Origin of the sequence: Rhodococcus sp. YL-1 (assembly GCF_001942025.1) — a bacterium.
Taxonomy (GTDB): Bacteria; Actinomycetota; Actinomycetes; order Mycobacteriales; family Mycobacteriaceae; genus Rhodococcus_F; species Rhodococcus_F qingshengii.
In genome coordinates, this window is sequence record NZ_CP017301.1 from 32299 (window position 1) to 45255 (window position 12957).

Annotated in this window: 14 protein-coding genes; 3 read left to right on the top strand and 11 right to left on the bottom strand. The window is 62.6% G+C overall.

The window, feature by feature from the left end; genetic code table 11:
• Positions 1-18: 18 nt before the first annotated feature.
• The 10 genes from BH682_RS31895 to BH682_RS31940 all read right to left on the bottom strand — a co-directional run bounded on the left by BH682_RS31895 (position 19) and on the right by BH682_RS31940 (position 8368).
• On the bottom strand, positions 19-1686 hold the full coding sequence (locus BH682_RS31895) for a hypothetical protein (RefSeq protein WP_143542587.1): 1668 nt from the start codon (positions 1684-1686) through the stop codon (positions 19-21).
• A 9-nt stretch (positions 1687-1695) separates the two neighbouring features.
• A complete protein-coding gene (locus BH682_RS31900) occupies positions 1696-2364 on the bottom strand; it encodes a hypothetical protein (RefSeq protein ID WP_075835961.1) in 669 nt (222 codons plus the stop codon).
• A gap of 36 nt (positions 2365-2400) precedes the next feature.
• Positions 2401-3174 (bottom strand): hypothetical protein, encoded by a 774-nt coding sequence (locus BH682_RS31905; protein ID WP_054186967.1) that lies wholly within the window; start codon positions 3172-3174, stop codon positions 2401-2403.
• A gap of 15 nt (positions 3175-3189) precedes the next feature.
• Positions 3190-3600, bottom strand: a complete 411-nt coding sequence (locus BH682_RS31910; protein ID WP_054186966.1) for a hypothetical protein — start codon at positions 3598-3600, stop codon at positions 3190-3192.
• A gap of 29 nt (positions 3601-3629) precedes the next feature.
• Positions 3630-3929 carry a hypothetical protein gene (locus BH682_RS31915; protein ID WP_223304642.1) on the bottom strand — a complete coding sequence of 100 codons (300 nt, stop codon included), beginning with the start codon at positions 3927-3929 and terminating at the stop codon, positions 3630-3632.
• A 60-nt stretch (positions 3930-3989) separates the two neighbouring features.
• On the bottom strand, positions 3990-4568 hold the full coding sequence (locus BH682_RS31920; RefSeq protein WP_128638054.1) for a hypothetical protein: 579 nt from the start codon (positions 4566-4568) through the stop codon (positions 3990-3992).
• Positions 4565-5209, bottom strand: coding sequence for a hypothetical protein (locus BH682_RS31925; protein WP_042925518.1), 645 nt, complete (start codon positions 5207-5209; stop codon positions 4565-4567). Before BH682_RS31925 ends, BH682_RS31920 begins: the two co-directional genes overlap by 4 nt.
• Entirely contained in the window at positions 5206-6297 is a 1092-nt protein-coding gene (locus tag BH682_RS37140) for a C40 family peptidase (protein ID WP_054186964.1), read from the bottom strand. Before BH682_RS37140 ends, BH682_RS31925 begins: the two co-directional genes overlap by 4 nt.
• 3 nt (positions 6298-6300) lie before the next feature.
• The gene (locus BH682_RS31935) at positions 6301-6903 is read right to left on the bottom strand and encodes a lytic transglycosylase domain-containing protein (protein WP_051649742.1); all 603 of its coding nucleotides are present in this window, start codon (positions 6901-6903) and stop codon (positions 6301-6303) included.
• Between the two features lie 97 nt (positions 6904-7000).
• Positions 7001-8368 carry a cutinase family protein gene (locus BH682_RS31940; RefSeq protein ID WP_223304643.1) on the bottom strand — a complete coding sequence of 456 codons (1368 nt, stop codon included), beginning with the start codon at positions 8366-8368 and terminating at the stop codon, positions 7001-7003.
• 1106 nt (positions 8369-9474) lie between these two features.
• Here BH682_RS31940 and BH682_RS31945 point away from each other — a divergent pair.
• The 3 genes from BH682_RS31945 (at position 9475) to BH682_RS31955 (ending at position 11876) form a co-directional block, all read left to right on the top strand.
• Positions 9475-9969 carry a helix-turn-helix domain-containing protein gene (locus tag BH682_RS31945; RefSeq protein WP_075835969.1) on the top strand — a complete coding sequence of 165 codons (495 nt, stop codon included), beginning with the start codon at positions 9475-9477 and terminating at the stop codon, positions 9967-9969.
• A gap of 152 nt (positions 9970-10121) precedes the next feature.
• The gene (locus tag BH682_RS31950) at positions 10122-10322 is read left to right on the top strand and encodes a toxin-antitoxin system (protein ID WP_143542588.1); all 201 of its coding nucleotides are present in this window, start codon (positions 10122-10124) and stop codon (positions 10320-10322) included.
• 384 nt (positions 10323-10706) lie between these two features.
• Complete coding sequence (locus tag BH682_RS31955) at positions 10707-11876, top strand: replication protein (RefSeq protein WP_075835971.1); 1170 nt, start codon at positions 10707-10709, stop codon at positions 11874-11876.
• A gap of 12 nt (positions 11877-11888) precedes the next feature.
• On the opposite strand, the gene BH682_RS31960 is transcribed toward BH682_RS31955, so the two are convergent.
• Positions 11889-12935 (bottom strand): GAF domain-containing protein, encoded by a 1047-nt coding sequence (locus tag BH682_RS31960; RefSeq protein ID WP_143542589.1) that lies wholly within the window; start codon positions 12933-12935, stop codon positions 11889-11891.
• Positions 12936-12957 lie beyond the last annotated feature (22 nt).

Here is a 12957-nt window from a genome sequence, read left to right on the forward strand (position 1 = left end):
GGCGGGCGTATCGGGGAGTTACTGCATATCCGGCCCCGTGTCTTGAGACATTTCCGAGGCGGCACCTTCGACGGCGTCGAGAGCTCCGTCGACCGCTTTGAGAGCTGCTCCCGCTGCTAACGTCGCACCGCCCGTCGCGGCGGCTGCCCCGGCTCCACCGGCCGCGGCCGCGCCCTCTCCGGCCCCTGCTGCACCGCCTAGATCCGGGCCGATCGAGCCGGGATCGGAGGGGGTTTGCGGCCCGCTGGCGTCCGGGTTCTCCGTGGTTCCGGGTCCGAGATCGGCGTCCTGTTCCCCGCCGGAGGTGTCGGCTCCGGCTCCGGTTCCGCTACCGGCATCCGAACCGGAACCAGTGGCACCCTTCTCGGCGGGCGCTTCACTGAGACCGCCGCTGTTTCCGGGGCTGGGATCGACTTCGGCAGAAGAGGAATCGGGGCCGGTAGCGTCCATGAAGCTGGACTGCTCGTCACCGCCGGACTTTCCCGAGCCCCCTCCTCCACCCATGTTGTTGGCCAGTGCGGCAGCTCCCAAACCTCCGGCAATTCCGCCAGCGAGCACTGCGCCGGCCCCCGGACCTCCGGCCACTTTTGCTCCGGTGAAGGAGAAGAACGCCATCATCGACGGCAGGGCGATGACGGTCAGAGCGATCACCATCAGCCCGGTGACCAGGGTGGACATGGACTGGTCGGTGCCGATGAGTTTGAAGCCGATCGAGTAGCACATCGCGGCGATCGGCTTGAAAAGCACCAACGCGATACACGCGCCGGCAATTCGGGGGAACCACTGCTTGCCCCAGGTGGTCAACTGTCCGGCCGCGGCGAAGAGGATCAGCGCGTAGAGCACTACGATTCCGGCTTGCCGGATGAAGCCCATCACCCACTGGATGAACGAGAGCAGGGCAGCGAGGAGCCCGAGGAACAGAACACCACCGGGGTTGCCGATGACGGAGGTGCCGAGCATCAATTTGATGCGTTGGCCGAATTCGTTGGCGCCGTCCTCGACCATCTGTTTCGCGAAGTCGTCTCCGGCGTGCAGTGCGCCGGAGAGCACCACCATCGACAGTGAGGAGATCAAAATGTATTTGACTCCGCCGACGAGGATGTCGGCGGCGGGTTCGGTGCGGCGCGAGATCATCATCACGATCGCCATCGACAAGATGCCCGCCATCATGATGAATCCGATGACCTTCTGCACCGGCGCTTTTCCTGCGAGCACGTTCGCGTAGCTGATGTCGATCGACTCGGTTTTGATCCACCAGGTCATCGATTCGACGAGGAAATCTCCGGCGAAGGTTCCTACCGATTCGGCGGCATTGCCGAACGCAGAGTCGGCGGCCTTGTCCAGCATGCGGCCTGGTGTTCCAGCGATGTCGATAGTGGTGTTGACGTCGCTTTCACCGTCGAGGCGCGCCGTGAAGGCGGTGTTGTCCTCTGGGTAGGTGTACGACATGGCGGGGTTCTCTGCGCAGGTGGGGAACTCCGGGTGCTCTTTGCACGAGATGACGCCCTTGGGGTCACGCCAGGTCTTCTGTTCGGCCGTGAGTTCTTCGTAGCTGGTGGGTGGCGTTGCCGGATCGGCCTCTTGCGCGGAGGCGATCGGCGTAGACAGTGCCAGCAAAGCGAACACCGAGAACATCAACAGCACGAGGCGAGTGAGGTAGCGACGGGGCGAAGGTGAAAGGTTCATCGACAGTCCTCAGAAGACGGTGAAGTCGGCAATGGAAGTGGAATTGGGGAGCGAGGGAAGGCCGCTGACAAGTTGGTACTGCCAGTCCTTGCCGTCCCAGAGGACCGCTCGGGCTGTGAAGTCGTAACCGCCGGTGGGGCTTTGGGTCGCGAAGTACATCTGCACGAAAACATCGGAGTAGTGGACGATCTGGAATCCCGCTGGCGCGGTGAACCGTTGCGAGAACTGATCGGCAGTGAGGTTTCGGACGCGGGCCACCTCTTGGCGGACCTGTGTCCGATCCGCTTCCGTGCCTCGAACCTGCGCCGCCATGACTTGCTCGTAGTCGGCACTCGCCGCCAACCGCGTCGAGATCTGCCAGGCCGCGACGACCGCGCCTTGGGGGGTGTGGCTGTATCCGGAAGCGATGGGGCCGGAGACGCGGGCTGGGCCGTCGACCTTGGAGAACGGCAAACGCACGCCGTCGATCAGCTTCCACTCGAGCTTGCCGGGAAGTGCGTTCGTGTCCGGCCCGGTCACTTCACCGCGGGGGGGCGGGGTCGGGGCACTCACGGGGTCGGGACGCGCGATCAGGATCGTGATCAGCGCGAGCACTGCGATCACGGCGGTACCGACGATCACGGGCAGCACCCAACGGGGACGCCGGGAGGCGTTGAATTGGTTGGTGGTCAATGACATCGGTACGTCAACTCCTGAGTCGGCGAGGGAGACGGGTTAGAGGCGGGTGAATGTGGAGAGGTCGGTGGTGTCGGGAAGCTCCGGCGCGCTGCTGGACATGCGGCCGGTGTACTTCCAGTCCCCGCCGGACCACTCCACCGCCGTGCGGGCGATCCGGTAGCTGCCGGTCTGTGTGGGATACGCGAAATAGATGGTTGCGGCAGCGTCGGAGTAGCCACCGACTTTGAACGCCGCAGGTTGCAAGGTGGAGGTGCCCACCGCGTCTGCATCGATACTCGGTTGAGCGCTGCGTGCGGTGAGCAGTTGGCGGCGTTCGTCCTCGCTGACCGACGTCTGCTGATCGACCACAGCCGCGAAATCGGGTGAGAAGATCAGACGCATCGAAATCTGCAGGGCGGCGACGGCCGCGCCTTGCGGGGTGTGGGTGTACCCGGATGCAAGAGCGCCGGAGATGTCGGTTGGCCCGTCCGACGCGCTGAACGGCAACGGGACACCGTCGACCCGCTGCCACGAAATTCCTTGCGGCGGCCGGGTGAGCCAATCCGCATCGGAAGACGAGCGGGCTGGTTCCGGAACCTGAGGAACCAGAGAACCCTTCGCGGCCGTCGAGGCCGGCGACGTCGCTGCTCCGGAGGAAGCGGTCTCGGCCGTGTCACCGCCCTGTGCCGCCACTGGTGGTGGTGGGTTGTCCCCACCGCAGGCGCTCGCCATTACGAATATCACCACCAGGACTGCGACGACGCCGGCGGCGATCATCGCTGGCTCACGCCAGGACTTCTTCGGGGCGAATTGCTTTGTGGTCAAAGGCATATGGTTTCTTCTTTCTCAGCCGGTGAACAGTCGAATGAACGTGTACGCCGCCCCGGAAATGATGGTCGCGACGACAACTGCAGGGAGCCCGTCCACGGCCTTCTTCGCCGCTTCGGAGCGGCCTTTGATACCGATCACCATCAGGGCCGCGACGATCAGAACACCGAGGACTCCGGCGTACCCGGTGAGGGTTTTGAGCCACCCGAGGGTGGTGTCGATGAACGAATCGAGATCCTGGGGTGCTTCGTCGGAGGTACCGCCGAATTCGTCCCAGCGCACTCCCCCGGTCCCCGCATCCTCGCTGGGGTCAGCCTCCGTGGTCGGCGCAGGCTGCTGATGCAGCACCACGGCGTGCTGCGGAACCGGCGTTGCGTGGGCGGGTGCTGCGGAGACGACGAGACCACCGGCGGCAATCATCGTCAGCACCGCTGAGTAGCATCGTCGTCTCCGCATGGTCACTGGAACGCCTGGATCAGACCGGCTGCGCCGCCGCCGAGAACGACTGCGAACAACGCCCATGGCAGGTGTCCGAGAGCGGCTTTCGCGACTTCCGACCGGCCCTTGATGCCGACGACCGCGAGGCCGGCGCAGGCAAGGAAACCGAGCATCGCCAAGATCATGAAACCGGTCTTCGCGTATCCGATCAGATCGTTTCCGCGGTCCCCGAGCTTGCCGGGAAGCGGCTTCGGCGGCGGGTCGGGAACGTCGATCTGGGCCAGGACGTCGACCGTGTGTTGTGCGAGGTAGATCATCATCGGTGGTTGCCTTTCTTGTGTGAGAAGGAGATGAGGCGCGGACAGGCGGGGTGGGGCGGGCTACGACACACGGGCGTGGGGTGGATCGTTGCCCTGCTCGCGGCCGGAAGCCGGAACGCTCGCGTGGGTATCGAGATCAGCGGCGATTTCACTGTCTGAGCGTTCGTACGATTCGAACGGGGCAGGGCGAGAGACCAGTGGCGTGACCGCGTCGAGGATCACACCGCGTTCCTTGCGGGTGGTCAGCGCCCATTTCAGGGGTTTCTGTGCGAATACGTGCTCGACTACGTAGCTCCACGGGTCGTCGCATCCGGCGAGGGCGCTGATCCAGCTGACGCGGGCCACGCCTGGGAGGTTCGGCTCGCACATCTTCAGACGTTGGCGGACCGGCGGGGACCATCCTTCGGGCGAATGCGCCACGACGACCAGGACCGGGCGTACCGGCATCGCCATCGCTGCGCCGATTGCCGCCCGTACTGCCGAAGCGGTCGACTCGGTGACCAGAACGTCGACGACCTGTGAGCCGTCGCCGGCGACGACGCCGACATCGAGGCCACCGATCAGGGTGGCGATCATCGATGTTCCGACTCCCCCGCCGATACCGCCGATGACGGGTTGACGCACGGTGGCGGCGTTCATCGCGGCACCACCTTCGAGACCAGCCACCCTCCGGGCGAATGGCTCAAGACCATCGAGACGACGATGCTGCGATCAGGTAGCGGACCCTGCGCGGTTGCGACCTTCTGCGTGACGGTGAGCAACCGATATGCCGAGGTGGCCGTATCCGGCGGGGCTCCGGTTTCGGATGCGGCCCGAACATCGCCGTCACCGACTGTGAGGACCGCGTTCTGCGCGGTCAGTTCCAGCCAGTCGGAACCGGGACCACTGACCGGCGGGAAGTTCAGAATCGAGTGCCCGAGATCGGATTCCAGAAGAGGTACCGCCCGCACGCGGGCGTCGTAGGCACTCAAATCCACGGTGGTGTCCCAGCTGTACCAGACCTGGGCTACTGCAGCAGCGACCTCGTCGGGATTCTCACTATCGAACGGCGCCAATGGGGGCAGCGCTGTGGGAGCAGGTTGCGGGATGACCGGTGGAGTCGCGGGGACTCGGGAAGTCGTTGCGGTCGGCGTCGTGAAGGGCGTCGACGTCGAGGGTGTGGCGACATCGGTGGGTGAGGGCGAAGTGGACCCGCACGCGACTGCGCTCAATCCGATCGCCGCCACTGCTGTCAGAGTCATGATTGTGGTCGAGAGTTGCGTGTGCTGTGTGGTGTTCATCCGAACCTCCGTACGTACATTTCTTCTCCGGCCCAGCCGGAGAGCGGCATGATCGAGACGACCTCGCCGGACTGTGGTGCGTTGAGGAGCTGGTCTGCTCCGGAAGCGTCCTTGCCGTAATAAATTCCGACGTGGTGGGTACTGCCCCCGGAACCGAAATAGATGAGATCTCCCGGCTGCTTCTGATCGAGCGGAATCTCCTGTCCGCGTGGGTCGTACAGCTGCCCGGGGTTCGAAGTGTCACCGGTGTAGTGCGGCAAGATCAGTTGCCCACCGGATGCTTGCGCCACCGCGTACAAGGTCAGTCCTGAGCAGTCGAAACCGACTTTGTTGAAGTCACCGAGTTGGTCGGCGCGGCCGCCGCCGTCACTGATTCCCTTGGTAGGACCGTTCGCGTCGCCACCACCCCAGGCATAAATCGTTCCCTGCCACTTCAACGCCGCCGCGATCACGTTCTGCCCGAAGGGGCCACCAGGTTTGAACTGCGGACCGTTGGCCCCCGCGCTTCCGATCTGGGTGTACTTCGCGAGCTTCGCCTTCACCCCCGGCGCGTAACCTTCGGTCTCGCCGTTGGTGATGTTCGGGCCGCCGTTGGCGAGCACACAGCCGTAGCCGCAGTTGTAGGCGTTGAGGATGATGTCCGTAAGGTCACCGCTGATCCGTCCCGACGCGATGTCCCTTTTTGCCTGCTCAGCGGTATCGCAGTCGAATTTTCCTTGCGCCATGATCGCGTCCGGAGGATCGAACGGCGAAATTACTCCGTTCCGGTTGGCATCGATGGCGTAGGACGGCCACGTGTAAGGCATGAACTGTGACAAGCCCTGGGCACCTGCCGGCGAAACGGCGGCAGGGTTCCAACCCGACTCCTGTTCGATCTGCGCGGCGATCAGTGGAGGGCTGACTTCCGCGCACATCGAACCGGCTTCGATGACCCACGCCTCGAATTCGGGTGGGACGGTGCCAGTGGCCAATGAGCCTTGGCTGAAATCGGATGACGGCGAGGTGTCTTCGAGCAGCACTGCGATCATGATGATCGGCGCGAGAATGAGCGCGAGAACAGCCGCCACCAGGGTGCCGGTGGACTTCATGAGTTAGTTCCCGGACATCCGAGCTTTGACCGAAGCGACGTACTCGGCGCTTTCACGGTTGAGTCCGCCGGAAGCGTTCGCAGGATCGATACCACCCGCTGCAAGAACACAGCCGTACCCGCAGTTGTAGGAGGCGAGGACGATATCCGTCAGCTCTCCTTTGATGTGACCCGCTGACAGATCAGCGTTCGCCTGTTCCGCTGTCCGGCAGTCCAATTGAGCGAGCGCCATGATCGCATCTGCCGCGTCCAGGGGTGAGCTGACACCGTTGGAGTTCGCATCGACGCCGTGCTCCGCCCATGCTTCCGGCAGGAACTGGGCCAGCCCTTCGGCTCCTGAAACGGATCGGGCACTCGGGTCCCACCCGGAATCCGTGTCAATCTGAGCCGTAATCAACGCGGAATCGATTTCAGGGCACACATTTCCGGCTTTGATGAGCCAGGGGGCGTACTCGTGCGGATTCGAAGAATGAGTGGCAGCGGTGCTGCGCTGATCGACCTGATCGACGGAAGTGGTCAGCCATAGGAATGCAGCGGGTGTGATCACTGCAGCTGCTACGGCACCAGCGATCGCCGCGATCCGGCGAGATGATCTGTCCTTGGTCATGATGAAAGCTCCCCAGCTAGTAAACGAACGAAAAATGTGTCGATCTGGTCGTCCTTGATCCCCCACTCCCATAGGTGATCAAGGACGAAAAGCCAGTTCAGGCGGCTTGCGCCTTAGCGGTAATCCACTTCACGGCCCACTGGGTCGCTGAATCGCCCGCTGCGTCGACGGTGTAGCTGCCGTATGAGCGGTGTGCATCGAGCAACAGGTACGCGGCAACTTCTGTGGCCTGCTGAACCAGTTCTTCCGGATGCGTCAGCGAGACCAACGCATCGAATTCGGGCATGTTGACGACCTTCGCGACGTCGTCGAGCATCGTGGAGGCGAACACCACCCGAGCCAGCTCCATCGGAAGCGTGGCCGGATTTACGGAGGCAGCAACCGTCAACCTGGTGAGCTGCGTGGTGACCGAGGACGCCGCCTTCTTGAGGTCGGCGGGGCTTGCCGAGGCAACATTGCGGACCAGTTCGAGTCCCTTGTTGAGTGCGTAGTCGGGGATGTCCTCCGGTGTCAGATTCAGCAAGGGCACGATCGCGGCGATCGCCTTCGACTTGCCGGACAGCGAGCAGATCGAGTCGTTGGGCGCACAGAAACTCGCGACCCGCTCGGAGAGCACCCCCATACCTTTGTCGCGGGTGCCGAGGACGCCCTGGCCGGTGACGTTGGGGCCGATCATCGTCTCAGCCGTAGGTGCGAGCTTCACCGGATTCGTTGTTGCCGCATCCGCTTCGGGATCAGGGGTCGAGGGGGAACGCGACGGATCGGCGAGCAGGACACCCGCCAGGATGCGCGACGGATCGACAACGCCCTGACGGTTTCCGACTGCGGACAGGAAGTCGCCGGCAATGACGGCGCCTTGCGAGTATCCGAGAATGACGAACTTCGACAAGGGGCACGCCTTGGCGAGCTGTCCGGCGCGAGCCTCCAAAGCTGCTAGACCTTCAGCGCGAGACTCCTTGAGAGTGACCGAGTTTCCCGTCACCACTCCAGCGACGGGGCCCCCGACCTGCGCGACGTACGGGATCTGTTCGGACACAACCCGGATCTCCCGAGCTTTCGCACGAGGTGTCGAAGACGGGGTCGACGGCTTGGACGTCGATGAGGAACCCGAGGAGGTAGTGGGCGAAGCTTTCGTGGTAGTGGTCGTGGTGCTCGTGGAAGGCACGGTCACGACAGATGAAGCGCCAGAGGACAATTCCTGCTCTACCGGACCGGTGATCTGGGCGAGCATCCCCGGCACTGTCTTCCGATCTGCACCCTCATTCGTCTCCCACGTCCCCGGAGCCGCCAGCTGGATGACATCGCCACAATCGCTGGTGTCCACGGACGGGGTTTCAGCCACGGCGAAGGCAGGTGAACCACCTGCCAGAAACATCGCCACGACCGCAGCCACAGCTGCGCTCGTCACCGGCCGCATACGAGTGGAGAACCGAAGTCGGCTCCCCGGTACGTCAGTCGAATTCATAGATACTCGTTCCTTCTTCTCAACCACCACGGGATTCAGCAGAGTCGTGCTGGTCGCGCGACCCCCGAGGGAAAGCGGCCCCAGGTGTGCGCGGGAGTCGCCAAACGCCACCGCACACCTGGGACACGTATTTGGGTCGGACATCCGGCATGCCCAGAAAGCGCAGAGAGACATAGTCATGACTGCTCATCGACGAAGAACCGACGGAAGAATGCTGAAGCCGTCGGGATGCTGGTATGACCCACGGGGCACACACGGAAGAAGCCTGAAACGGCAATGTTCACACAGACGGCACCGGGTGCTCTAGCGGAGCATCGAACTACGCTCGCGAACAAGGGAATACAGCGCGGGGTGGGTGCACCCACCCGCTCTCCGGGCAGGGGGAGCGAGGCGGGTGCTTCACGGACCGCATCATCGAGCAGCACAGGGGTTGCTAGATGAGGGGCCGAGTTTGAGGCGGTAGAGCCGCGCGCAGGTACAACTAGGTGCCCGGTTCCCACGCACGCGGAAGCTTGTACGGTCGCTACCTGGGTTATGCAAGCGGTATGGGTAATTTGAACAGAGCTGTTCCCCATGGATGCCTCCGGCTGGTTGCGGTTTGAACCAGAACGCATAGGCTCGAAGGCCTGCGGTCTGGGCGCCCTAGTGCGTGTCGCACTGCAGGTTGAAAGGGATCCCAGGGGCGGAACGCGACGCCAATCACAAGTCCGCTTCTGGGGTTTTCTGCACGACAAGGACCGGCACGATTCAAATCGGGCCGGTATTCGTCGTGGAGTCGAGTGTCACGAGCAGGCCGAATGCCGCTCTGTCCGTAAGAAATAGTCAAGACGCCTGCCCCTGCCCGGGAGAAATTGGGCACGCCTGAATACGGCTGTGCCACTCGCGTAGTGCTGCATCTGGAACCGACGTCGACAGGATCCAGGAAACCCCCGGGAGGGAGCGCAAAGGCAGCGTATAGCGAACTGCGTGGTATGTGCAACTCCAACACGCTCCAACCCCCCAGTCTTCGGTTCTAGTCCCTCGTGGCCGCCTCGACCATTGCGTACACCGTAGCATGCAACAATGATCCGCACTAGTTGTGGGTATCACTCCAGGGAGGCGCAAGAATGAGCGAGCAAGCAGGCGATCGAACCCCAGGAGTTGATGAAGTGCCATGGAGTGGAGTGCGCGGCTTTCGGGCTGACAAGCTCCGTGAGTTGCGGACCAAAGCGGGATTCACGCCTGACGAGTTTTCGGTCCGTCTTAAAGTGAGCCGCCAGTCCATTTCTCATTGGGAAACAGGCAGATCAGTGCCACCGCCACCAATGCTCAAGCAGATCGCACAGCTCTTGATGGTGTCCATCGTTGTTCTGGTGCCTATACCGGACAACCAGCTGCGTATGGGGGATTTGCGGGTGCGGGCCGGGCTCACGCAGAAGGAGGCGGCTGAGCTCCTCGACTTGTCGTCCTCGACGCTTGCAGAGATTGAAAAAGGCCAGAAGCCGGTCAATGAACAGCGCGTCAAGGCTATTGCGGCGCTCTACAACGTGGAGAAGTCGTTAGTCGTCGCGGCATGGGAGCGCGGTCGAGCGACACGCGAAGCGCGAGCGCAATCCAAGTAAGAAAGTCCGCAACTGCAATCCGGGCCGGTGCACTGATTGGGATCGAAACCCAGCCCTCTACGGCGTGTCGGGTGCAGTGCGAGACGCATTACTGGCACTGTGGGTGGCGAAGCTGTCACAGCATGCAGTTGTGGGCGAGAGGAGAAGGTGAGATGCCGGCCATCAGTAAAGGTGAGCGTGAGCGCTTGACGACTCGGGTCCCGGCCGCTGTACATGCCGAACTGGAACGCCGGCGGTTAGCGGCCGGCGTGAGTTCCGAGAGTCAGTACTTGGCGGATCTACTCTCGATCTTGACCGGCCACAAGGAGCTTGTCGTGGAACTTGATCAGGAGGTATTGCCACTGACTGCGTAACGGGAACTCTTCTCCCGCAGGAGAATACGAGATAATTTCACACGTTTTGCAGTTGCACGAAACCCCCTAGAAATCGAAAATCCCCCGGCGGGCAGGCCGAGGGTTTCGAAGTGGGTGAGATTCGAGTTTGCCGCTCGTCTCTCGGTCGTGCGATTGCGCTTCCCCGAAGGGACTGTCTTGCGTGACAGGTCTCAGGGTACATCGCGTCCTGATGCAAAATCCATAACCGATTTATCGCGTGTCTCAGCGATGGAGCACACGCCCGCACCCATACAGCGCCCGTACTGCGGCAGCAGCCCTACGCGACGCCGCTACGGAACCGCTCGTACACCGCGCAGAATGCAGGGGCACCTGTACGGGCACCAATGCCATGCCCTTACCCCGATGCTGCTCAAAACGCTCGGCAAGGAAGCCGCATGCCGACGCTATTGCAAGGTCGCACTCGAGCTCGAAGACGGCGCATACGGCGGCATCGCTCGATGGCGAGGCGCCCAACACTGGGTCGAGATCGTCGTTCGGTGCGCGTTCACCACTGAATACACGCGGATTCGACCGATCCTTGTTCAGACCTCTGGCGGGGGAATCAGCCTCAAGTCCCTATTGGCAGTTGCCACCGTCATGGCCGAAGCCGCCGATTTCGACACCGGCCGCAACTCACGCATGACCGTGGAAACCATCGCCGAACGCATCAAGGGCGGCGAACGCACAGTCCAACGAGCACGCCAAGCCCTCAAGCTGCTGCGCGTGGCCACAGAAGTGCTTCGCGGCCGACTCCGCACCAAGGACGAGCGGTATGCCTCATGGAGGTTCAACGACAAGGCCCGCGGCTGGGCCTCCGTATGGGCATTGCACCCGAGCAAGCCTGTGGATAAAACCCGCATCATCGTCGCAGGATCCATACAAATGGCACCCCACCCGCGTAGCGGTCACTTTAAGAGCTTTTCCTCTCGTAGAGAGGTTCTTAATACAAAACGATCTGTGGATAAACGAGCCGCTTCGCGGCGCAAGGGGTCCAAGGTGGAGGCCGAGAAGGCCGAAGGCGTCCGGAAGGGCCTGTTGCTCGCATCCAAATGGCTCAGCAATCCACGAACTCCCGTCTGGGCGCGGCGGCACACCCCCCGAGGATGGGCACCCGCACTGACCGAACTAGCCGCACACGGTTGGACGGCCGCGGATCTCAACGACACGATCGACGCCTGGAGCAAGGCCACGCGGATGGCACCAGCCCCGAAGCACCCCATCGCGTTCATCCGATGGCTCATGAAGCAACAGGATCTCGCCTTCGCGCCACACGTTCTCGCCCAGATAGCCGCTGACCAGCAAAAAGCCGAACGCGAACGACAGGCAGCAGCGTTCAAGGCGGACCGCGGACGGTACGCAACCGCAGCGCCCGCGGACTCCCCCGGCCGCCGGGCTGCGATGGCTGCCGTTCCCAATGCTGCCGCGGTCCGTCGTCGCCGGCAGATCATCGAGCGGCGTGCTGCCGCCGACGCGAGGGCAGAGCTGTGTGCGAAACAACGTGGCGCTGAAAACAATTGGGGTCACGGCCGATGAAAGCATTCAACGTCATTCGGGAGATCCCACTGGCGATGTGTGCTCCGGGCTTTCTGTGGGGTCAGGATCAAAAGACTCCCCGGCGATCACCATTTCGATGAAGGCAAGGACAGGAGCTCCACCCTGGCGAACCACCGAACCTGTGCAATCGACCACGGTCCAACCACCTTCGACGCGGCGGAGGCGAACTCCCGTCACCTCAGCTCGTTCGCGACCTTCGACAAAGATGCTCTGAACAGCTTGGAAGATGCGAACCACATCGTCGGGATGAGGCGTATCGCGATCGTCCACCGTTCCCTTCCACTGGATTCCTGGAGGAGGGTCCGTCATCCACATCATCAACCGAGCCTTGTGCAGATCGAGGACACACATCGGATGCCGATCTTGAAGCGCCGTGACAGCGGACAAGGCCGCAGCGTCGAAGCTGGGTGAGGGATGTTGATCATCCCGAACAACGTGGATAACGCCGGTCCATCGGTCGACCGCTGTACTGCGGCGGGACATAGACGTCCAAAGATGGACTGCACGACCGCCAATCTCGATTGTCGCTGCTCCAGACCACTTATCGAGATTGCCTACATTCAGGACTGCCATCATCATCCCGAAGGCGTCCGGGACATGGATGTATCGCAGGACCTCGGGAAACGTAATGCCGTTTCTGTCTACGAGTTCGCGTCCGCCCATTGCTTCCACGACTTTCTCGCCAGCATGGAACATCCGGCGATTTGCATCAAAAACGTAACCGCTTGCCGCTGGTGGGGCACCGAGTTCTTCACCCTCAGCTGCCACTCCTACCGAGACACCGCAGACCGCATCGTGGGGACCGAGTACCGGTACGACCGCTACCAATGCACCGGAGGGCACCCGAAAAGTGTTCACGTCCCCGCTGCGCCCCGTGCTGGCTGCCGCAGCCAGCACCTTCATCTGTTCCTCACGCCGGAGCCCTGGCCAAAGATCCTTCGAGGCTCGTTGAGCTGAAACCCACGCCTTTGGGACCCCGTCGGACTGGATCACCAGCGGAGGGCCATCGAATGTGGTGTCGAGCAACAACCAAGGCATGGCGGAGAACATAACGGAAAGG